The organism is Flavobacteriales bacterium (assembly GCA_016713875.1).
GTDB lineage: Bacteria > Bacteroidota > Bacteroidia > Flavobacteriales_F > PHOS-HE28 > PHOS-HE28.
On the sequence record JADJOI010000003.1, the window covers coordinates 3,811,265 to 3,829,577 of the forward strand.

The 18,313-nt window shown below is 65.3% G+C and carries 28 protein-coding genes; 1 reads left to right on the forward strand and 27 read right to left on the reverse strand.

Translation table 11 applies throughout. The features are described from left to right. Window positions 1-5: 5 nt before the first annotated feature. Genes infA through IPJ87_17925 form a run of 26 tightly spaced genes read right to left on the reverse strand, consistent with a single transcriptional unit; the run spans window position 6 to window position 14,561 of the window. Window positions 6-227, reverse strand: coding sequence for a translation initiation factor IF-1 (gene infA, locus IPJ87_17800; GenBank protein MBK7943699.1), 222 nt, complete (start codon window positions 225-227; stop codon window positions 6-8). A gap of 56 nt (window positions 228-283) precedes the next feature. Then, on the reverse strand, window positions 284-1,111 hold the full coding sequence (gene map, locus IPJ87_17805; GenBank protein ID MBK7943700.1) for a type I methionyl aminopeptidase: 828 nt from the start codon (window positions 1,109-1,111) through the stop codon (window positions 284-286). A gap of 3 nt (window positions 1,112-1,114) precedes the next feature. Next, window positions 1,115-2,437: a preprotein translocase subunit SecY gene (gene secY, locus IPJ87_17810; protein MBK7943701.1), complete on the reverse strand. Its 1,323-nt coding sequence runs from the start codon at window positions 2,435-2,437 to the stop codon at window positions 1,115-1,117. A gap of 3 nt (window positions 2,438-2,440) precedes the next feature. Continuing rightward, window positions 2,441-2,908: a 50S ribosomal protein L15 gene (gene rplO / locus IPJ87_17815; GenBank protein ID MBK7943702.1), complete on the reverse strand. Its 468-nt coding sequence runs from the start codon at window positions 2,906-2,908 to the stop codon at window positions 2,441-2,443. A 23-nt stretch (window positions 2,909-2,931) separates the two neighbouring features. Continuing rightward, window positions 2,932-3,114: a 50S ribosomal protein L30 gene (gene rpmD, locus IPJ87_17820; GenBank protein MBK7943703.1), complete on the reverse strand. Its 183-nt coding sequence runs from the start codon at window positions 3,112-3,114 to the stop codon at window positions 2,932-2,934. A 21-nt stretch (window positions 3,115-3,135) separates the two neighbouring features. Beyond that, on the reverse strand, window positions 3,136-3,654 hold the full coding sequence (gene rpsE, locus IPJ87_17825; protein ID MBK7943704.1) for a 30S ribosomal protein S5: 519 nt from the start codon (window positions 3,652-3,654) through the stop codon (window positions 3,136-3,138). A 6-nt stretch (window positions 3,655-3,660) separates the two neighbouring features. Beyond that, on the reverse strand, window positions 3,661-4,014 hold the full coding sequence (locus IPJ87_17830; protein ID MBK7943705.1) for a 50S ribosomal protein L18: 354 nt from the start codon (window positions 4,012-4,014) through the stop codon (window positions 3,661-3,663). Window positions 4,015-4,022: 8 nt separating this feature from the next. Beyond that, window positions 4,023-4,577, reverse strand: a complete 555-nt coding sequence (rplF, locus tag IPJ87_17835; protein ID MBK7943706.1) for a 50S ribosomal protein L6 — start codon at window positions 4,575-4,577, stop codon at window positions 4,023-4,025. A 15-nt stretch (window positions 4,578-4,592) separates the two neighbouring features. Continuing rightward, complete coding sequence (gene rpsH / locus IPJ87_17840) at window positions 4,593-4,991, reverse strand: 30S ribosomal protein S8 (protein ID MBK7943707.1); 399 nt, start codon at window positions 4,989-4,991, stop codon at window positions 4,593-4,595. Between the two features lie 19 nt (window positions 4,992-5,010). Further along, window positions 5,011-5,280 carry a 30S ribosomal protein S14 gene (gene rpsN, locus IPJ87_17845; protein MBK7943708.1) on the reverse strand — a complete coding sequence of 90 codons (270 nt, stop codon included), beginning with the start codon at window positions 5,278-5,280 and terminating at the stop codon, window positions 5,011-5,013. A 22-nt stretch (window positions 5,281-5,302) separates the two neighbouring features. Then, complete coding sequence (gene rplE, locus IPJ87_17850; protein MBK7943709.1) at window positions 5,303-5,860, reverse strand: 50S ribosomal protein L5; 558 nt, start codon at window positions 5,858-5,860, stop codon at window positions 5,303-5,305. Beyond that, the gene (rplX, locus tag IPJ87_17855) at window positions 5,860-6,183 is read right to left on the reverse strand and encodes a 50S ribosomal protein L24 (GenBank protein ID MBK7943710.1); all 324 of its coding nucleotides are present in this window, start codon (window positions 6,181-6,183) and stop codon (window positions 5,860-5,862) included. Before rplX ends, rplE begins: the two co-directional genes overlap by 1 nt. 13 nt (window positions 6,184-6,196) lie before the next feature. Then, window positions 6,197-6,565 (reverse strand): 50S ribosomal protein L14, encoded by a 369-nt coding sequence (gene rplN, locus IPJ87_17860; protein MBK7943711.1) that lies wholly within the window; start codon window positions 6,563-6,565, stop codon window positions 6,197-6,199. 12 nt (window positions 6,566-6,577) lie between these two features. Next, a complete protein-coding gene (gene rpsQ, locus IPJ87_17865) occupies window positions 6,578-6,832 on the reverse strand; it encodes a 30S ribosomal protein S17 (GenBank protein MBK7943712.1) in 255 nt (84 codons plus the stop codon). A 3-nt stretch (window positions 6,833-6,835) separates the two neighbouring features. Further along, window positions 6,836-7,045, reverse strand: a complete 210-nt coding sequence (gene rpmC, locus IPJ87_17870; GenBank protein MBK7943713.1) for a 50S ribosomal protein L29 — start codon at window positions 7,043-7,045, stop codon at window positions 6,836-6,838. A gap of 8 nt (window positions 7,046-7,053) precedes the next feature. Beyond that, a complete protein-coding gene (gene rplP / locus IPJ87_17875; protein MBK7943714.1) occupies window positions 7,054-7,476 on the reverse strand; it encodes a 50S ribosomal protein L16 in 423 nt (140 codons plus the stop codon). 5 nt (window positions 7,477-7,481) lie between these two features. Beyond that, complete coding sequence (gene rpsC / locus IPJ87_17880) at window positions 7,482-8,294, reverse strand: 30S ribosomal protein S3 (protein ID MBK7943715.1); 813 nt, start codon at window positions 8,292-8,294, stop codon at window positions 7,482-7,484. An 18-nt stretch (window positions 8,295-8,312) separates the two neighbouring features. Then, entirely contained in the window at window positions 8,313-8,711 is a 399-nt protein-coding gene (rplV, locus tag IPJ87_17885; protein ID MBK7943716.1) for a 50S ribosomal protein L22, read from the reverse strand. A 6-nt stretch (window positions 8,712-8,717) separates the two neighbouring features. Further along, complete coding sequence (rpsS, locus tag IPJ87_17890) at window positions 8,718-8,987, reverse strand: 30S ribosomal protein S19 (GenBank protein ID MBK7943717.1); 270 nt, start codon at window positions 8,985-8,987, stop codon at window positions 8,718-8,720. Between the two features lie 9 nt (window positions 8,988-8,996). Then, complete coding sequence (gene rplB, locus IPJ87_17895) at window positions 8,997-9,836, reverse strand: 50S ribosomal protein L2 (protein MBK7943718.1); 840 nt, start codon at window positions 9,834-9,836, stop codon at window positions 8,997-8,999. Between the two features lie 20 nt (window positions 9,837-9,856). Continuing rightward, window positions 9,857-10,150 (reverse strand): 50S ribosomal protein L23, encoded by a 294-nt coding sequence (gene rplW, locus IPJ87_17900; protein MBK7943719.1) that lies wholly within the window; start codon window positions 10,148-10,150, stop codon window positions 9,857-9,859. Between the two features lie 3 nt (window positions 10,151-10,153). Then, window positions 10,154-11,191 carry a 50S ribosomal protein L3 gene (gene rplC, locus IPJ87_17905; GenBank protein MBK7943720.1) on the reverse strand — a complete coding sequence of 346 codons (1,038 nt, stop codon included), beginning with the start codon at window positions 11,189-11,191 and terminating at the stop codon, window positions 10,154-10,156. 52 nt (window positions 11,192-11,243) lie between these two features. Beyond that, a complete protein-coding gene (rpsJ, locus tag IPJ87_17910; GenBank protein ID MBK7943721.1) occupies window positions 11,244-11,549 on the reverse strand; it encodes a 30S ribosomal protein S10 in 306 nt (101 codons plus the stop codon). A 12-nt stretch (window positions 11,550-11,561) separates the two neighbouring features. Further along, on the reverse strand, window positions 11,562-13,667 hold the full coding sequence (gene fusA / locus IPJ87_17915) for an elongation factor G (GenBank protein MBK7943722.1): 2,106 nt from the start codon (window positions 13,665-13,667) through the stop codon (window positions 11,562-11,564). Between the two features lie 18 nt (window positions 13,668-13,685). Continuing rightward, on the reverse strand, window positions 13,686-14,156 hold the full coding sequence (gene rpsG / locus IPJ87_17920; GenBank protein ID MBK7943723.1) for a 30S ribosomal protein S7: 471 nt from the start codon (window positions 14,154-14,156) through the stop codon (window positions 13,686-13,688). A gap of 6 nt (window positions 14,157-14,162) precedes the next feature. After that, the gene (locus IPJ87_17925; GenBank protein MBK7943724.1) at window positions 14,163-14,561 is read right to left on the reverse strand and encodes a 30S ribosomal protein S12; all 399 of its coding nucleotides are present in this window, start codon (window positions 14,559-14,561) and stop codon (window positions 14,163-14,165) included. Window positions 14,562-14,868: 307 nt separating this feature from the next. Between IPJ87_17925 and IPJ87_17930 the strand changes: the two genes are divergently transcribed. Then, the gene (locus tag IPJ87_17930; protein ID MBK7943725.1) at window positions 14,869-15,837 is read left to right on the forward strand and encodes a Fic family protein; all 969 of its coding nucleotides are present in this window, start codon (window positions 14,869-14,871) and stop codon (window positions 15,835-15,837) included. Window positions 15,838-15,843: 6 nt separating this feature from the next. On the opposite strand, the gene IPJ87_17935 is transcribed toward IPJ87_17930, so the two are convergent. Continuing rightward, window positions 15,844-18,273 (reverse strand): M1 family metallopeptidase, encoded by a 2,430-nt coding sequence (locus IPJ87_17935; protein MBK7943726.1) that lies wholly within the window; start codon window positions 18,271-18,273, stop codon window positions 15,844-15,846. Between the last annotated feature and the right edge of the window lie 40 nt (window positions 18,274-18,313).

Below are 18,313 nucleotides of genomic sequence, written 5' to 3' on the forward strand. Positions count from 1 at the left end.
GGTGCTTAGCTCTTGTAACGGAAGGTGATCCGGCCCTTGGACAGGTCGTAGGGGCTCATCTCCACCTTGACCTTGTCGCCCGGGAGGATCCGGATGTAGTGCATGCGCATCTTGCCGCTGATGTGGGCCGTGATCACGTGGCCGTTCTCCAGCTCCACACGGAACATGGCATTGCTCAGCGCCTCCTTGATGACGCCATCCTGCTCGATGTTCCCGGTCTTGCTCATGCCTTCGTCCGTTCTTCCGTTCCCTGTTCTCTATGTCGTTGGTTCGTCTTCTCGTTCTATCCGTTCACCATCGCCTCGTCCATCTTCACGTACTGATCACCCTTGGCCTCCAGCACCGCTTCGATGGCGCTGAAACTGGAGAGGACCTCCGCCTGCCCGGGCCTCACGGCCACGGTGTGTTCGAAGTGGGCGCTGGGCCGTCCGTCCTGGGTGACGATCGTCCAGCCATCATCCAACTGGTGCACCTCCTTGGTGCCCATGTTGATCATCGGTTCGATGGCGATCACCATACCGGCGCGCAGCTGCACGCCGTGGCCACGGCGCCCGTAGTTGGGCACTTCCGGGGCTTCGTGCAGCTTCTCGCCCACGCCGTGGCCCACCAGTTCGCGCACCACGCCGTAGCCGTTGGTCTCGGCGTGGTGCTGGATGGCGTATCCGAGGTCGCCGGTGCGGCGGCCGTCCACCGCCTGGGCGATGCCCAGCCGGAGGCACTCCTGGGTGACGCGCAGCAACCGCATAGCGGCGGGGTCCACCTCGCCGATGGCGAAGGTGTAGGCGCTGTCGCCGTAGAAGCCGTTCATGAGCACGCCGCAGTCCACGCTGGCGAGGTCGCCCTCGCGCAGCACGCGGTCGCCGGGCAGTCCGTGCACCACCTCCTGATTCACGCTGATGAGCAGCGTGCTGGGGCAGCCGTACAGGCCTTTGAAGCCGGGCACGGCGCCGTGGTCGCGGATGAAGGTCTCCGCAAGCCGGTCCAGATCGCCGGTGCGGACCCCCGGTCCGATGTTCCTGGCCACTTCGGCCAAGGTCCTCCCAACAAGCAAAGAACTCTCCCTTACCAGTGCGATCTCGGCATCGCTGCGATGGTTCACGGTCTTCGCCATGCCCTATCCCGCCATGCCGTAAGCCGCGTTCGTCCGTCCCTTGATGCGGCCCGTCTTCATCAGGCCGTCGTAATGCCTCATCAGCAGGTGGCTCTCGATCTGTTGGAGGGTGTCCAGCAGCACGCCCACCATGATCAGCAGCGAGGTGCCGCCGAAGAACTGCGCGAAGCCCTGTTTCACGCCGGCCATCTGCGCGAAGGCGGGCAGGATGGCCACCAGGCCCAGGAAGATGGCGCCGGGAAGGGTGATGCGGCTGAGCAGTTCGTCGATGTGGTCGGCCGTCTGCTTGCCGGGCTTCACCCCGGGGATGAAACCGCCGTTGCGCTTCATGTCATCGGCGAGCTGCACGGGGTTCACGGTGATGGCGGTGTAGAAGTAGGTGAACATCACCACCATGAACATGAGCATCAGGTTGTAGAAGAGGCCCTGGGCATTGGCGATGGAGATCAACCACTGGGGCGGTTCCTCGAAGGCCTGGGCCATGTACATGGGGATGAGCACGATGGCCTGGGCGAAGATGATGGGCATCACGCCCGCGGCGTTCACCTTGAGGGGGATGTAGTTGCGCACCCCGCCGTACTGCTTGTTGCCCTGCACACGCTTGGCGAATTGCACGGGGATGCGCCGGGTGCCCTGCACGAGCAGGATACAGCCGGCGATGATGAGCACCCAGATGACCACCTCCACGAGGAGCAGCACGAGGCCACCGCCACCGGGGCCCATCCAGCCCACCACTTCCTGGGCGAAGCTCTGCGGGAACTCGGCCAGGATGCCGATCATGATGATGAGGGAGATGCCGTTGCCCAGGCCGCGTTCGGTGATGCGCTCACCGAGCCACATCACGAAGAGGGTGCTGCAGGTGAGGATGACGATGCTGGTGAAGAGCCAGAACTGGCTGTCGGGCCGCGCATCGGCATCGATGGTGGCGTAGATGTAGCCGGGGGCCTGGAAGATGCAGATGAGGATGGTGAGGTAGCGGGTGTACTGGTTGAGGCGCCGACGGCCGCTCTCCTCGCGCTGCATCTTCTGCACGGCGGGCACCGCGATGCCCATGAGCTGCATGATGATGCTGGCGCTGATGTAGGGCATGATGCCCAGGGCGAAGATGCTGGCCCGGGTGAAGGCGCCGCCAGTGAAGATCGACAGGATCTCCACGATGCCGCCGCCGCCGGTCGAGGCCGAGGCCATCTTCAGGCTGTCCACACCGGGCAACACGATGTAACTGCCGATGCGGTAGACCAACAGCAGCCCCAGGGTGATGAGGATGCGCGTGCGCAGTTCCTCGATCCGCCAGATGTTCTTGATCGTGTCGACCAGGTTCTTCATCGCTTATGCCTGCTTCTCCTTCCGCTCGATGATGGTGACCTTGCCGCCGATGGCCTCGATGGCGGCGCGTGCGCTGGCGCTGAACGCGTGGGCGGTGACATCGAGGGCACCCTTGAGCGCGCCACGGCCGAGCACCTTCAGCTTGTCGTTCTTGGCGATGAGGCCGTTGGTGTACAGCACCTGCGGGTCGATCGCCTTCAGGCCCTGGGTCTCCACGAGCATCTGGAGGGCGTCCAGGTTGATGCCCTTGTACTCCACACGGGTGGGGTTGGTGAAGCCGAACTTGGGCACGCGGCGCACCAGGGGCATCTGGCCACCCTCGAAGCCGCGCTTGCGGCTGTAGCCGGCTCGGCTCTGGGCGCCCTTGTGGCCCTTGGTGGAGGTGCCGCCGCCCTTGCTGCCTTCGCCGCGGCCGATGCGCTTCTCCTGCTTGGTGGCCCCTTTGGCGGGCTTCAATTGACTGAGGTCCATGGTGTCTCTCGGGTTCGTTCGGTTCAGGCCTTTTCCTCGACCGTCACCAGGTGGTTCACTTTCGCCACCATGCCGCGGATCTGCGGGGTGGCCTCCAGTTCGGCGCGCTTGCCGATGCGGCCCAGGCCGAGGGCCTTGAGGGTGGCCTTCTGGCGGGCGGGGCACTTGATCTGGCTGCCGGTCTGGATGATGATGATCTTGCTCATGGGGGTCGCCCGGGGCGTTCGTTATCCGTTGAACACTTTCTCGACCTTCACCCCGCGCATCTGCGCCACGGTGTTGGCGTCGCGCATGTCGGTGAGGGCCTTGATGGTGGCCTTCACCACGTTGTGGGGGTTGCTGGAGCCCTTGCTCTTGGCCAGCACGTCGGTGATGCCCACGCTCTCAAGCACGGCGCGCATGGCGCCGCCGGCGATCACACCGGTACCGTGAGCGGCGGGCTTCAACAGCACCTCCGCGCCGGCGAACTTTCCTTCCTGGGTGTGAGGGATGGTCCCTTTGCGGACGGGTACCTTCACCAGGTTCTTCTTGGCGTCATCGATGCCCTTGGCGATGGCCTCCTGCACCTCCTTGGCCTTGCCCAGGCCGTGGCCCACCACACCGTTCTCGTTGCCCACCACGACGATGGCGGCGAAGGTGAAGGTGCGGCCACCCTTGGTCACCTTGGTCACGCGGTTCAGCGCCACGAGCCGGTCCTTCAGCTCCAGGTCGCTGCTGCGCACTTTCTTGACGTTAGCTCCTTCCATCGATGATCAGAATTGGAGACCGGCCTCGCGGGCGGCTTCGGCCAGGGCTTTCACCCGGCCATGGTACAAGTATCCGTTGCGGTCGAATACGACCTGGGAGATGCCGGCGGCCTTGGCCTTCTCGGCGATGGCGGTACCCACCAGGCGGGCCTGCTCCACGCCTGCGGCGCCATGGGCCTTCTTGTCCTTGAGGGAGGAGGCACTGACCAGGGTGCGGCCGGCCTCGTCGCTGATGATCTGGGCATAGATGTCCACGTTGCTGCGGAACACCGACAGGCGGGGGCGGGCGTCGGTGCCGCGCACCTTGCGGCGCACGCGTTCGCGGATGTGGGCCCTTCGTTCGTTGCGTTGGTATGCCATGGCTCTGCTTATTTGCCTGCGGCTTTACCGGCCTTGCGGCGGACCTCCTCGCCCACGAAGCGCACGCCCTTGCCCTTGTAGGGTTCCGGCTTGCGCAGCGAGCGGATCTTGGCGGCCACCTGACCGATGAGCTGTTTGTCCGCGCTCTCCAGGCGGATGATGGGGTTCTTGCCCTTCTCCTGGGCGGCGCTCACCTTTACCTCGGCGGGCAGTTCGAAGGTCACCTGGTGGCTGAAGCCCAACGCGAGCTGGAGCTGCTGCCCCTTGGCGGTGGCGCGGTAGCCCACACCGACCAGTTCCTGTTCGATCACGTAGCCCTCGCTCACGCCCTTCACCATGTTGGCGATGAGCGCGCGGTAGAGGCCGTGCTTGGCGCGGTGGGGCTTGGCATCGCTGGGGCGCGCCAGGGTCACCGTGCCGTTGTCATTCTTCACGGCGATGGCCGGATCGACCACCTGCTCGAGGGTGCCCTTGGGACCCTTGACGATGATCCTGTTCTTGTCGCTGATGCTGATCTCCACCCCCTTGGGCAGGCTGATCGGCGCTTTTCCGATGCGTGACATGGCTTCTCGGGGGGATTAGCTCACGGTGCAGATCACCTCACCGCCCACGCCCAGGTTGCGGGCCTCCTTGTCGGTGACCACACCCTTGCTGGTGCTGATGATGGCCACGCCGAGGCCGTTCATCACGCGGGGCAGCTCCTCCACGTGGGCGTATTGGCGCAAGCCCGGGCTGCTCACGCGGCGGAGCTCCTGGATGGCGTTCTGGCGCGTCTGCGGGTTGTACTTGAGGGCGATCTTGATGATGCCCTGCTTGCCGTCGTCCTCCAGCTTGTAGGACAGGATGTAGCCCTTGTCGTAGAGGATGCGCGTGATGTCCTTCTTGAGGCCGGACGCGGGCACCTCCACCACTTTCTTGCGCGCCAGGATGGCGTTGCGCAGACGGGTCAGGTAATCGGCGATGGGATCGGTGGTCATGGTCGGTCGATGCGTTGACTTACCAGCTGGACTTGGTGACGCCGGGGATCTTGCCCTCCAGGGCCATCATGCGCAGCATGTAGCGCGAGATGCCGAAGAGGCGGACATAGCCCTTGGGGCGGCCGGTGATCTGGCAGCGGTTGTGCATGCGCACGTAGCTGGAGTTGGCGGGCAGCTGCTGGAGCTTGTCCCATTCGCCGGCGGCCTTGAGGGCGGCGCGCTTGGCGGCGTACTTCTCCACCATGCGCTTGCGCTTGCGCTCGCGGGCCTTCATGCTTTCCTTGGCCATGGTCTGTTCGGTGTCTGGTCGGTTATTTCTTGTCGGCGAACGGGAACCCGAACTCGCGCAGGAGGGCCTTGGCCTCGGCGTCGGTGCGGGCGGTGGTCACGAACGTGATGTCCATGCCGCGGATCTTGGCCACCTTGTCGATGTCGATCTCCGGGAAGATGATCTGCTCCTTCACCCCGAAGGTGAAGTTGCCGCGGCCGTCGAAGCCCTTGGCGGGCACGCCGCGGAAGTCGCGGGTGCGGGGCAGGGCCACGGCGATCAACCGGTCGAGGAACTCGTACATCTTATCGCCGCGCAGGGTGACGCGGGCGCCGATGGGCATGCCGCGGCGCAGCTTGAAGTTGCTGATGTCCTTCTTGGAGACGGTGGGCACGGCCTTCTGGCCGCTGATGGTGGTCATCTCCACCACGGCGTTGTCCACGATCTTCTTGTCGCCGACCGCATCGCCCAGGCCCTGGTTGAGGTTGATCTTCACCAGGCGGGGCACCTGCATGGAGCTCTTGTAGTTGAACTCCTTCTGCAGGGCGGGGGCCACCTCCTTGACGTACTTGGCTTTGAGCCGGGGGCTGTAGGTGCTCATCACTTGGCGGCTGATCTCTTGGTCTTCACGTAGCGTTCCAGCTTGCCCTCCTTGCCGAGGCGGCGCCCCACACGGCCCGGGAGGCCGCTCTTGGCGTCGATGAGCATGAGGTTGCTCAGGTGGATCGGGCCCTCCTTGTCCACGATGCCGCCCTGGGGGTTGGCGGTGGTGGGCTTGGAGTGCTTCTTGTTGATGTTGAGGCCTTCCACGAGGGCGGCGTTGCGCTCGCGCATCACCTCCAGCACGCGGCCCTCCTTGCCGCGATCCTCGCCGGCGATCACCTTCACCAGGTCGCCCTTCTTGATGTGTGTCTTCTTCTGCATGGCGCGGTGTGGGTCAGAGCACCTCGGGTGCCAGGGAGATGATCTTCATGAACTTCTTCTCGCGCAGCTCCTTGGCCACGGGGCCGAAGATGCGGGTGCCCTTCATCTCGCCGGCGGCGTCCAGCAGCACCACCGCATTGTCGTCGAAGCGGATGTAGCTGCCGTCCTTGCGGCGCATTTCCTTGCGGGTGCGCACCACCACCGCTTTGTGCACGGTGCCCTTCTTGGCGCTGCCGTTGGGCAGGGCGTCCTTGATGGACACCACCACGGTGTCACCGATGCGCGCATAGCGGCGGGCCGTGCCACCGAGCACGCGGATCACGAGCACCTCCTTGGCGCCGCTGTTGTCGGCCACGTTGAGCCGGGATTCCTGTTGGATCATCGTTCGGGTGCGTTACTTGGCGCGTTCGACCACCTCCACCACACGCCAGCACTTGTTCTTGCTGATGGGGCGGGTCTCCATGATGCGCACGGTGTCGCCGATGTGGGCCTCCTGCTTCTCGTCGTGCGCCATGAACTTGCTGCTGCGCTTGACGAACTTGCCGTACTTGGGGTGCATCACGCGGCGCTCGACGGTCACCACCACGCTCTTGTCCATCTTGTCGCTGGTGACGATGCCGATGCGTTCCTTCCTGAGGTTGCGTTCCATGGCTTAGTTCGATTTGACGTTCAGTTCGCGGGCGCGGAGCTCGGTGAGCACACGGGCCACCTCGCGACGACGGCTGCGCAGGAGCACGGGGTTCTCCACGGGGCTCACGGCGTGGTCGAAGCGGAGCTTGGCCAGCGCGCTGCGTTCCTCCTGCAGCTTGTCCTGCAGTTCCTGGACGGTGAGGTCCTTGAGGGTGGTGCCTTTCTTCTTCATGGCTTCGCTTATTGGCCGTCGTAGTCCTCGCGAACGACGAACTTGGTCTTGATGGGCAGTTTCTGGGCCGCCAGGCGCAGGGCCTCCTTGGCGGTGGCCATCGGCACCCCATCGGCCTCGAATATGATCCGGCCGGCATGCACCACGGCCACCCAGTGGTCCAGGGCTCCCTTGCCCTTACCCATGCGCACCTCGGCGGGCTTGGCGGTCACCGGCTTGTCCGGGAACACCTTGATCCATACCTGGCCTTCGCGCTTCATGTAGCGCGTGAGGGCCACACGGGCCGCTTCGATCTGGCGGCTGGTGAGCCACACGCTCTCCATGGCCTTCAGTCCGAAGGATCCCAGGCTCACGCGGTGTCCGCGCTGGGCCACGCCCTTCATGCGGCCCTTGTGCATATTGCGGCGCTTGCTGCGCTTCGGTTGCAACATGGCGATCAGTTATTGCTGCGGTTACCTCCTCCACGACGATCTCCGCCCGGGCGACGATCTCCGCCGCCACCGCGACGTTCACCACCACCACCGGGGCGGCGCTCACTGCCGGCGCGACGCTCGCCCATGGGGCGGGGTCCGCCGGGGCCCTTGGCGCCCTTCTGCTGGCCCACGTTCGGGCTCAGGTCGCGCTTGCCGAACACCTCGCCGCGGCAGATCCAGCACTTCACCCCGATGCGGCCCATCTTGGTGTGGGCCTCGCTGATGGCGAAGTCGATGTCCGCGCGCAGGGTGTGCAGGGGCACACGGCCTTCGCGGTAGCTCTCGGTGCGCGCGATCTCCGCCCCGTTGAGGCGGCCGGCCACGGTGAGCTTGATGCCTTCGGCACCCATGCGCATGGAGCTGGCCACGGCCATCTTCATGGCGCGGCGGAAGCTGATGCGGCCCTCGAGCTGACGGGCGATGCTGTCGGCCACGAGCTTGGCGTCCAGCTCGGGGCGCTTGATCTCGAAGATGTTGAGCTGGACATCCTTGCCGGTGAACTTCTTGAGCTCCTCGCGCAGCTTGTCCACCTCGGCGCCGCCCTTCCCGATGATCACGCCGGGGCGGGCGGTGTTGATGGTGACGGTGACGAGCTTCAGGGTGCGCTCGATGATGATCTTGCTCACGCTGGCCTTCTTCAGGCGGGCGATGAGGTACTGGCGGATGCGCTCATCCTCGACGATCTTGTCGACGTAGTTGTCGCCGCCGTACCAATTGCTGTCCCAGCCCTTGATGTAGCCGAGGCGCGAGCCGGTCGGGTGTGCTTTCTGTCCCATGGTCCGAGGGTACGGGTCTTAGTTGTTGGCGGTGTCGACGATGAGCGTGACGTGGTTCGAGCGCTTCTTCATCCGGTAGGCTCGGCCCTGTGGGGCGGGCAGCATGCGCTTCAGGCCACGGGCCTCGTCCACCATGACGCTGCGCACGATCAGCCCGGCCTCGTCGGCGCGCTGGCCCTCGTGCTTGGCCTCCCAGTTGGCGATGGCGCTGCGCAGCAGCTTGTACATCGGTTTGCTGGCGTGGCGGGTGCTGAACTGCAGGATGCTCAGGGCCTTCTCCACACCGAGGCCGCGGATGTTGTCCGCCACCTGCCGCATGCGGCGGGGGCTGGTGGGCACGTTCCGCAGGCGGGCGATGGCCACTTCCTTCATGGCCTCCTTGCGCTTCTCGGCGCTCAGTTTCTTACGCTGTCCCATGGGCTATCACTGCTTCTTGTTGCCGGAGTGGCCGCGGAACGTGCGGGTGGGGGCGAACTCGCCCAGCTTGTGGCCCACCATGTTCTCGGTCACGTACACGGGGATGAACTTGTTGCCGTTGTGCACCGCGAGCGTCAGGCCGACGAACTCGGGGGTGATGGTGCTGGCGCGCGACCAGGTCTTCAGCACGGCCTTCTTGCCGGACTTCTGCATGTCGGTGACGCGCTTCGCCAGCTTGTAGTGGACGAACGGCGGTTTCTTGAGGGAGCGGCTCATGACTGGCTATCAGATCGAGGCGGCCTTGCTGTTGCGGCGCGCGATGATGAACTTGCTCGTGGTGCGCTTGGGGTGGCGCGTCTTCTTGCCCTTGGCCAGCAGGCCCTTGCGGCTGCGGGGGTGACCGCCGGAGGCGCGTCCCTCACCACCGCCCATGGGGTGGTCCACCGGGTTCATGGCCACCGCACGGGTGCGGGGGCGACGGCCCTGCCAGCGGCTGCGGCCGGCCTTGCCGCTCTTTTGCAGCATGTGCTCGGCATTGCTCACGCTGCCCACGGTGGCCAGGCAGTCGCACAGCACCATGCGGAGCTCTCCGCTGGGCATCTTCAGGGTGGCATAGCGGCCTTCGCGAGCGCTCAGCTGGGCGAAGGTGCCGGCGCTACGGGCGAGGGCGCCGCCCTTGCCGGGCTGCAGCTCCACGTTATGCACCAGGGTGCCCAACGGGATCTCGGCCAGCGGAAGGGTGTTGCCCACCTCGGGGGCCACGCCCTTGCCGCTCAGCACCTCCTGGCCCACCTTCAGGCCGGTGGGGGCGAGCATGTAGCGCTTCTCGCCGTCGGCGTAGACCAGCAGGGCGATGCGGGCGCTGCGGTTGGGGTCGTACTCGATGGTGCGCACCGTGGCGGGGATGCCGTGCTTGTTGCGCTTGAGGTCGACCGTGCGGAAGCGCTGCTTGTGACCACCGCCGATGTAGCGCATGGTCATCTTGCCCTGGTTGTTACGGCCGCCGCTCTTGGTGCGGCCCGTGGTCAGGCTGGGCTCGGGAACGTTCGTGGTGACGCCCTCGAAGTCGGTGATCACCCGGTGGCGCGTGCCGGGGGTGACGGGGTTCAGCTTGCGGATGCCCATGGGTCGTTCGGTGCTGCGGGTCAGATGCTGCTGTACAGGTCGATGGTCTCGCCCGCCTTGAGGGTGACGATGGCCTTCTTGTAGGAGGCGCTGGACCCGCGCAGGATGTTCGTCTTGGTATAGCGGGTGCGGCGCTTGCCACGCACGATCATGGTGCGCACGCTGTCCACCTCCACGCCGTACTGCTTCTTCACCGCGTCGCGGATCTGCAGCTTGTTGCTCTCCCGGGCCACCACGAAACCGTAGCGGTTCTCCTTCTCGCCTTGGGCGGTCATCTTCTCCGTGATGATCGGTCGGATGAGGATCTGGCTCATGGCTTACTTGGTGAGGGTGGCCTCCAGGGCGGCGATCGCGTCCTTCACGATCAGCACCTTGTTGGCGTTCATGATGTCGTAGGTGTTCACCTCACTGGCGATGACCACGCGGGCACCCTGGATGTTGCGCGCGCTGAGCAGCACGTTCTCATCCTTGGCGGGCAGCACCACGAGGGCCTTGCGGTCGTTGAGGCTGAAGGCCTTGAGCATGCCGGCGAAGGCGCTGGTCTTGGGGGCCTTGATGCCGGTGCCCTCGAGCACGGCGATGGCGCCGTCCTTGGCCTTGTAGGTAAGGGCGCTGCGGCGGGCCAGGTCCTTCACCTTCTTGTTGAGCTTGAAGGAATAGTCGCGCGGCTTGGGGCCGAACACGCGTGCACCGCCCTTGAACAGCGGGCTCTTGATGGAACCCTTACGGCTGCCACCGGTGCCCTTCTGGCGATGCAAGCTGCCTTTGGCACCGGGGACGGCACCGCGCAGCACGAGGAGGTTCTTATCCTTGTCGATCTTCACCACCTTGAGGTTCTCGGTGGTGTACTGTTCACCGCCCTTGCGGCCGGCCATGCGCAGGCCCTTGAACACGCGGGCGGGGTAGGAGCTTCCGCCCAGCGACCCCGGGGCTCGGCTCCGGTCGTGTTGACCATGGGTGGTCTCACCAACGCCGTTGAAGCCGTGGCGCTTCACCACACCCTGGAAGCCCTTGCCTTTGCTGTTTCCGGTCACGGTCACGAAGGAGCCTTCCTCGAAGAGGCCGACGCCGACGGTGTCGCCGGGTTTCAGGTCCTGCTCGAACTCCTTGAACTCATGGGCCTTCACCTTGGGGGTGGTGCCCGCCTTCCTGTAGTGGCCGGCGAGGGCCTTGGTGGCGTTCTTCTCACCACGCTCCCCGTAGGCGAGCTGCACGGCCTCGTAGCCGTCCTTCTCGGTGGTACGCACCTGGGTCACCACACAGGGACCGGCCTCGATCACGGTGCAGCCCACAAGCTGCCCGTCCGTGTCGTACAGGCTGGTCATTCCGATCTTCTTGCCGATCAATCCGCTCATGGCTTCTGTGTCTTTTGTCGGGGCGACGTTGACGTCGCCCTTACCCTATCCGTCAGACCTTGATCTCCACGTCCACGCCGCTGGGGAGCTCCAGCTTCATCAGGGCATCGATCGTCTTGCTGGACGAGCTGTAGATGTCCATCAGGCGTTTGTAGCTGCAGAGCTGGAACTGTTCGCGCGCCTTCTTGTTGACGTGCGGGCTGCGCAGCACGGTGAAGATGCGTTTGTGGGTGGGCAGGGGGATGGGACCGCTCACCACGGCGCCCGTGCTCTTCACGGTCTTCACGATCTTCTCGGCGCTCTTGTCGACGAGGTTGTGATCGTAGGACCTCAGCTTGATGCGGATCTTTTGGGTCATCGCAGTAGGGGGTCAGGCGGAGACTTTGCCACGCACCTTGGCCAGGACGGCCTCAGCGACGTTGTTGGGGGCTTGCTGGTAGTGGCTGAACTCCATGGTGCTGCTTGCACGACCGGAGCTCAGGGTGCGGAGGCTGGTGACGTAGCCGAACATCTCGCTCAGGGGCACGGTGCCCTTGATGGCTTTGGCACCGGAGCGGTCCTCCATCCCCTGGATGGTGCCGCGGCGGCGGTTGAGGTCGCCCACGATGTCGCCCATGTTCTCCTCGGGCGTCACCACCTCGATCTTCATGATGGGCTCCATCAGCACCGGCTTGCACTTGGGCACGGCCTCGCGGAAGGCGCTCTTGGCGCAGATCTCGAAGCTCAGCGCGTCGGAGTCCACGTTGTGGAACGAGCCATCGTACAGGGTCACCTTCAGGCTCTCCATCGGGTAACCGGCGAGCACGCCGTTCTGCAGGCTGGCCTTGAAGCCCTTCTCCACAGCGGGGATGAACTCCTTGGGGATGGAACCGCCCTTGATCTCGTCCACGAACTCAAGCCCCTCCTTGGTGATGTCGGTCTGGGGCTCGATGCGTACGTGGATGTCGGCGAACTTGCCGCGACCGCCGGTCTGCTTCTTGTAGACCTCCCGGTGTTCGACGGAGCCGCTGATGGCCTCCTTGTACTTCACCTGGGGCGCACCCTGGTTGCACTCCACCTTGAACTCGCGCTTCATGCGGTCAACGATAATCTCCAGGTGCAGCTCGCCCATGCCGCTGATCACGGTCTGGCCGGTCTCGTCGTCCGTGTGCACACGGAACGTGGGATCCTCCTCGGCCAGCTTGTAGAGGGCGGTGCCCATCTTGTCCATGTCGGCCTGGCTCTTGGGCTCCACGGCGATGCCGATCACCGGCTCCGGGAAGCTCATGCTCTCCAGCACGATCTGCTTGTTCTCGTCGCACAGGGTGTCGCCGGTGCGGATGTCCTTGAAGCCGACAGCCGCGCCGATGTCGCCCGCCTCGATCACCTCCACGGGGTTCTGCTTGTTGGCGTGCATCTGGAAGATGCGGCTGATGCGCTCCTTGTTGCCCGTGCGCATGTTCTTCACGTAGCTGCCAGCGGGCACCGCACCGCTGTAGCAGCGGAAGAAGGCCAGGCGGCCCACATAGGGGTCGGTGGCGATCTTGAAGGCCAGGCTGGCCATGGGCTCCTTGGCGTCGGGGCGGCGCATCAGCTCCTCACCCGTGTCGGGGTCGGTGCCGGTGACGGCGGCGATGTCCATCGGGCTGGGCAGATAGGCCATCACAGCGTCGAGCATGGTCTGCACGCCCTTGTTCTTGAAGGCGCTGCCGCAGAGCACCGGAGTGATGCTCATGTTGATGGTGCTGATGCGCACCGCGTTCATGATCTCGGCCTCGGTGAGGCTGTCGGGATCGGCGAAGTACTTCTCCATCAACTTGTCGTCGCTTTCGGCGACGGCTTCGATGAGCTTGTCACGCCACTCCTTCACGGTGTCGACGAGGTCGGCGGGAATGGGCACTTCGCTCCAGGTCATGCCCTGGTCGGTCTCGTTCCACACCATGCCGCGGTTGTTGATCAGGTCCACCACCCCTTTGAAGTCCGCCTCGGCGCCGATGGGCACCTGCAGGGGCACGGGATTGGCGCCGAGGCGCTCGCGGATCTGTTTCACCACGTTGAAGAAGTCCGCACCGCTGCGGTCCATCTTGTTGACGAAGGCCAGGCGGGGCACCTGGTACTTGTTGGCCTGGCGCCAAACGGTCTCGCTCTGGGGCTCCACGCCGCCCACGGCGCAGAAGAGTGCCACGGCACCGTCCAGCACACGCAGGCTGCGCTCCACCTCCACGGTGAAGTCCACGTGGCCGGGCGTGTCGATCAGGTTGATCTTGTACTTCTCGCCGCGGTAGTCCCAGCTGGTGGTGGTGGCGGCACTGGTGATGGTGATGCCGCGCTCCTGCTCCTGCTCCATCCAGTCCATGGTGGCGGCCCCGTCATGCACCTCGCCGATCTTGTGGACCAGGCCGGTGTAGTACAGGATGCGCTCGGACGTGGTGGTCTTGCCGGCATCGATGTGCGCCATGATGCCGATGTTGCGCGTGTATTTGAGGTCGCGGGCCATGTGGCTGTGCTCGTTGGCTTAGAAGCGGAAGTGGCTGAAGGCCTTGTTCGCTTCGGCCATTTTGTGGACTTCTTCTTTCTTCTTGAAGGCGGCGCCCTCCTCTTTGCTGGCGGCGAGGATCTCGTTGGCGAGCTTTTGGGCCATGCTGCGTTCGTTGCGGCCGCGGCTGTAACCGATGAGCCACTTCATGGCCAGGCTGCGCTTGCGGTCATCGCGCACCGGCTGGGGGATCTGGAAGTTGGCACCGCCCACGCGACGCGTGCGCACCTCCACCTGGGGCGTCACGTTCTGCAGGGCTTTGCGCCACACCTCAAGGCCGTCCTCACCGCTCTTCTCGCCCACGATGTCGATCGCGTCGTAGAAGATGTCGAAGGCCTTGCTCTTCTTGCCCGAGTACATCAGGTTGTTCACGAACTTGGTCACCAGCACATCGCCGAACTTGGGGTCGGGCAGGGTGGTGACGTACCGGTTGGTCGTGGTCTTGCGCATGACGGCTTACTTCTTGGCGGCGGGCTTGGCGCCGGGCTTGGGACGTTTGGTGCCGTACTTGGAACGGCGCTGGTTGCGGCCCTCTACGCCGGCGGTGTCGAGCACCCCGCGCACGATGTGGTACTTCACACCTGGTAGGTCCTTCACGCGACCGCCGCGCACCAGCACGATGCTGTGCTCCTGCAGGTTGTGGCCTTCACCGCCGATGTAGGCGATGACCTCGTACCCGTTCACCAGGCGCACCTTCGCCACCTTGCGGAGGGCCGAGTTGGGCTTCTTCGGGGTGGTGGTGTACACCTTGGTGCACACGCCACGGCGCTGGGGGCAGCTGGTCAGTGCGACCGACTTGCTCTTGTACTGCGCCTTTTCGCGCCCCTTGCGGATGAGCTGCTGGATGGTTGGCATCGGCTCGTTTTCTCTTGTCTTTCAGTCGTTTCCGCCCAGTTTGGGCGCGAAAAACGGGCTGCAAAGGTAGATATCCCGGCCTTTCAACCAACTCCTGTTGAAGGAATTTTCCGCCCAGGGCGGGCGCCAGGGCCCAAAGCGGTCCTTGGACCGATCGGTCAAGGTGGTTTCAATGCGCTGAAGGCCAGGCGAGTGGAGGATGCCCATGTCCGGGGTTCAGCTCGGGGCCACGGGGCGGTTTTGGGGTAGGCCCACGACGCGCACCGGAACGTTGATCTACTTTCGCATAGTATCAAATGATCTGATCATGATTTCGTCGGCCTACACGTTCTACACGTTCCACAGCCGGATGCTGAACCTGTTGACGACCATCCATCACCGGTTGGGGGAGGTGCAGGCCAGACACCTGCACACACCGCTCCCCGAGCTGTCCAAGGCCTACCGGGTGAGCGCGGTGCACGCGATGTTGGCCTTGGAGGGCGGCGCCCTGGACCCTCTTCCCGTGGCGGAGCTGGTGAGCCGCCCGCTGGCCGGCGCCGATCAGGCTGCCCTGGAGGTGCTGAACACGCACCGTGCGCTGGAGCTGCTCCCCGGGTTGGATCCGCATGCGATCGGCGACCTCCGACAGGCGCACGGGGTGCTGATGCATGGGCTAGCGCTGGATGCGGGGCAGTTCCGAACAGGTCCCATGGATGTCCTGTACGGAGACCCGCCGCCCCTCCGGCGCGCACCGGCCGACGACCTTCCGGTGCAAGTGGCCGAGCTGCTCCACATCGTGGAGAACGACGACACGCCGCCCGTGATCGTGAGCTGCATGCTGCACTTCGCGCTGGTCTACCTCCGCCCCTTCAGTGCCGGGAACGGTCGCCTCGCGCGGCTGTGGCAGCGACGGGTGCTGATGCGATACTGGCCGGTCTTCGCCTATCTGCCGGTGGAGGCCTTCATTCACCGCACGCAGCCGGCCTACCATGCGGCCTTGGAGTACGCGGACCGCCAGGGTGACTGCGGGGGCTTCATCACCTACATGCTGGAACGGATCGATGAGGCCCTGGCCGAGCTGCTGGCCATGCCCGATCCGGTGCGCGGTGGTACCGAGCGCGTGGCCGGCTTCCTACAACTGGCGCCCCGGCGCTGGTTCCACCGGAAGGACTACCGCGCTCGATATCCCGAGCTGAGCACCGCGACGGCCAGCCGCGACCTGCGCGATGCAGTGGCGCAGGGACGCCTGGTGCGGGAAGGCGGGGGCAGGAACGCGCGGTACATGCCGACAGGCTGACCGGCCTCAGCGCACGATCGTACCACGACCGATCCCGCGTTCCAGGCCATCGGCCCCTACGGCGGTCACGTGCACCGCCTGTGCTGGCAGGTCGTCCACCGGAATGCGGGTCAGCGGCTGCACCAAGGCCACCTCCCGGAGCAGGCGTCCGGCCTGGTCGCGCAGGCGCACCACGGTGCCGGTCGGTGGATCGGTCGGCCAGGCCACCATCAGGTGATCGGTGGCGGGATCGGGCCAGGTGCGCACCCCTAGGAGCGCCAGGCTCGGCGACAGGCCCACGGCGCTGGTGCGACGCGCCAAAGCATAGTCGCCGGGCTGAAGGCCATCGGCCTCGATGCGACCGGTGCGGTCCGTCGGGCTGTTCAGGATGGTGCGGGTCTGCTGGGGCCACAGGCTCCAAGGGAAGTGGGCGTTCGGCCGGTGGAGCAGCACCAGGCTGTCCTCGTGGAAGGTCAGGCCGGGCAGGTCCTCCATCAGGCCCACATCCAGACCGCCTGCGCTGTTGGCCCGGCCATCATAGCCGAAGCGGGCGCGGATCTGCGTACCGGGCGCGAAGCTGCCATGCACCCGCCACCAACGGTCGGGCGAGGGCATGTACAGGAACGGCTGATCCGTCCAGACATCCGCCGCCGTCCAGTACTCCTCAGCGCGCACAGGGGTCGGTGAGGGAACGCTCTGGGCGATCAGCATCATGTCGGCCTGCTGGAGGTTCACGGTACCCGGTCCGGTCAGCGTGTCCTCCACGGCGGTCACCGCCTGGCTGATGCGATCATCCGCGTTGAGCAGCACGTCCACCGCAGGGAAGGGAACGTCCACGGTGAACGTCGTCAGGGCACCGCCCAAGGGCACGGGGTCGTTCGGGCTCCAGCGATCGCCAGTGGCGCTCACGAAGGTCACCGACATGGGCACATCGGTGCAGAGGTGCTGCGCGGCCCGGAGCTTCTGCTCGGCATGCACGGTGGTGGCGTACTGGCCGCCTTGTGGCGCCACCGCAAAGGAGTCCACTTCGAAACCCGCCCAACCGGGCTGCAGGATCCAGTCGTCGAAGAAGGCCGTGAGGTCCTGGCCGGTGGCGGCGGAGAGGTGGTCCCGCAGTTGTGCGGTGGTCACCGGCTGGAAGGCGTAGGCGTCCAGGAAGCTGGAGAGCCCGTTGCAGAAGGCCGCTTCGCCCAGGTAGCTCCGGAGCGTGTGCAGCACGTCCGCCCCCTTGTTGTAGCTATGCTCCCCGTACGTGTGGTCCTGGGGCACATCGGCCAGCGCGTAGTGCTCGCCACCGTCCTCCCAGTGGCAGCGGCGCAGCATGGCGTAGTGGTTGGCCCGCACGGTGCTGCGGTAGCGGCCGGGTCCATGCACGGCCTCGAGGAACAGGTAGCTCAGGTATTCGGCGAAGCCCTCGTTGATGTACATCTCCTCGGCCCGCGCGCAGGTGACCAGGTCGCCGAACCACTGGTGGGCGAGCTCGTGGGCCATGGTGGCCTCGTACTGTGTGGAGCCGTCGGCGATGAAGTCCGGATAGGTGATGTTGGTGCTGTGCTCCATGGCGCCGCGGCTGGCCAAGTGATAGCCGATCCTGTTCCAGCGGTAGGCCCCGAAGCACGATTCGAAGCGGTCGAAGGCATCCTGAAGATGGATGAACGAAGCGCGGAGCTGGGCGGTGTCGCCGGGCAGGGCGGCGAGGTCGACGGGGATGGTGTCGCCGTCGATGCTCGTGAAGCGGAGGTGAACGTTGCGGTAGTTGGCGGCGGCCACCGAGGCCAGGTAGCTGGGGATGGTCTCCTGGAGCTCCCACTCGGTGCGCACGGTATCCCCGCCCAGCGCGGAGGTGCCCAGCAGGTTCCCGTTGCACCACACAGTGCGCCCACCGGTGGTGGTGACGTGGAAGCTGAAGGCGGACCGTTCCACGAAGTTGTCGAAACAGGGGAACCAGCTTCTGCCGTAGCTGTGGGGCTGGCTGGTGAAGGCCACCCCCAGGTTGTAGAGGTACTGGCTCTCCAGGTAGAAACCGCCGAAGTTGCTGGGGTCGGTGGCGGGTTCACCCTGGTAATGCACGGCGATCTCGACCTCGTCACCGGGTCCGTAGGGTTGGCCAAGGTCCACGAGCAGGGTGCCGGCGGTGTGGGTGAAGGCGAGGTCGAGGCCGTTGGCGTCGAGCACCGAGTCCACGGTGAGGTCGATGAGGTCGAGCCGGATGGCCTCCACGGCAGGCACCAGCGGGGCGAAGCGCAGCACCGCATGCGCCGAGATCCGATCGTTCGCCCAGTCGGTGAGGTCGAGGTGGAGGGTGGTATGCAGGATGTCGATGCTGTCGCTGCGCTGGTCCTGCAGGCCGCTGCGCTGAAGCGGACCTGCATGGGTCCGCTTGGACTCCAGGCAGGTGGTCTGAGCGAAGGTGGTGTTCAGGCCGAAGGCGGCGACGAGCAGCAGCAGGGGGCGCATGGAGGTGGGGTGCGAACGAAGGGCGGGGTCGGGCTGTTCC

Coding starts and splice junctions, on each gene's coding strand:
- rplF (MBK7943706.1), bottom strand. CDS start 4,577: ATGTCACGCATCGGAAAAGCGCCGATCAGCCTGCCCAAGGGGGTGGAG.
- rplN (MBK7943711.1), bottom strand. CDS start 6,565: ATGATCCAACAGGAATCCCGGCTCAACGTGGCCGACAACAGCGGCGCC.
- rpsQ (MBK7943712.1), bottom strand. CDS start 6,832: ATGGAACGCAACCTCAGGAAGGAACGCATCGGCATCGTCACCAGCGAC.
- IPJ87_17930 (MBK7943725.1), top strand. CDS start 14,869: ATGATTTCGTCGGCCTACACGTTCTACACGTTCCACAGCCGGATGCTG.
- rplC (MBK7943720.1), bottom strand. CDS start 11,191: ATGAGCGGATTGATCGGCAAGAAGATCGGAATGACCAGCCTGTACGAC.
- secY (MBK7943701.1), bottom strand. CDS start 2,437: ATGAAGAACCTGGTCGACACGATCAAGAACATCTGGCGGATCGAGGAA.
- IPJ87_17935 (MBK7943726.1), bottom strand. CDS start 18,273: ATGCGCCCCCTGCTGCTGCTCGTCGCCGCCTTCGGCCTGAACACCACC.
- infA (MBK7943699.1), bottom strand. CDS start 227: ATGAGCAAGACCGGGAACATCGAGCAGGATGGCGTCATCAAGGAGGCG.
- IPJ87_17830 (MBK7943705.1), bottom strand. CDS start 4,014: ATGGCATACCAACGCAACGAACGAAGGGCCCACATCCGCGAACGCGTG.
- rpsS (MBK7943717.1), bottom strand. CDS start 8,987: ATGAGCCGCTCCCTCAAGAAACCGCCGTTCGTCCACTACAAGCTGGCG.
- rpsN (MBK7943708.1), bottom strand. CDS start 5,280: ATGGCCAAGGAAAGCATGAAGGCCCGCGAGCGCAAGCGCAAGCGCATG.
- rplO (MBK7943702.1), bottom strand. CDS start 2,908: ATGGACCTCAGTCAATTGAAGCCCGCCAAAGGGGCCACCAAGCAGGAG.
- map (MBK7943700.1), bottom strand. CDS start 1,111: ATGGCGAAGACCGTGAACCATCGCAGCGATGCCGAGATCGCACTGGTA.
- rpmD (MBK7943703.1), bottom strand. CDS start 3,114: ATGAGCAAGATCATCATCATCCAGACCGGCAGCCAGATCAAGTGCCCC.
- fusA (MBK7943722.1), bottom strand. CDS start 13,667: ATGGCCCGCGACCTCAAATACACGCGCAACATCGGCATCATGGCGCAC.
- rplB (MBK7943718.1), bottom strand. CDS start 9,836: ATGGGCATCCGCAAGCTGAACCCCGTCACCCCCGGCACGCGCCACCGG.
- rplX (MBK7943710.1), bottom strand. CDS start 6,183: ATGCAGAAGAAGACACACATCAAGAAGGGCGACCTGGTGAAGGTGATC.
- rpsG (MBK7943723.1), bottom strand. CDS start 14,156: ATGCGCAAGACCACGACCAACCGGTACGTCACCACCCTGCCCGACCCC.
- rpmC (MBK7943713.1), bottom strand. CDS start 7,045: ATGAAGAAGAAAGGCACCACCCTCAAGGACCTCACCGTCCAGGAACTG.
- rplW (MBK7943719.1), bottom strand. CDS start 10,150: ATGAGCCAGATCCTCATCCGACCGATCATCACGGAGAAGATGACCGCC.
- rpsJ (MBK7943721.1), bottom strand. CDS start 11,549: ATGACCCAAAAGATCCGCATCAAGCTGAGGTCCTACGATCACAACCTC.
- rpsC (MBK7943715.1), bottom strand. CDS start 8,294: ATGGGACAGAAAGCACACCCGACCGGCTCGCGCCTCGGCTACATCAAG.
- rpsH (MBK7943707.1), bottom strand. CDS start 4,991: ATGACCACCGATCCCATCGCCGATTACCTGACCCGTCTGCGCAACGCC.
- rplP (MBK7943714.1), bottom strand. CDS start 7,476: ATGTTGCAACCGAAGCGCAGCAAGCGCCGCAATATGCACAAGGGCCGC.
- IPJ87_17925 (MBK7943724.1), bottom strand. CDS start 14,561: ATGCCAACCATCCAGCAGCTCATCCGCAAGGGGCGCGAAAAGGCGCAG.
- rpsE (MBK7943704.1), bottom strand. CDS start 3,654: ATGGAAGGAGCTAACGTCAAGAAAGTGCGCAGCAGCGACCTGGAGCTG.
- rplV (MBK7943716.1), bottom strand. CDS start 8,711: ATGGGACAGCGTAAGAAACTGAGCGCCGAGAAGCGCAAGGAGGCCATG.
- rplE (MBK7943709.1), bottom strand. CDS start 5,860: ATGAGCACCTACAGCCCCCGGCTCAAAGCCAAGTACGTCAAGGAGGTG.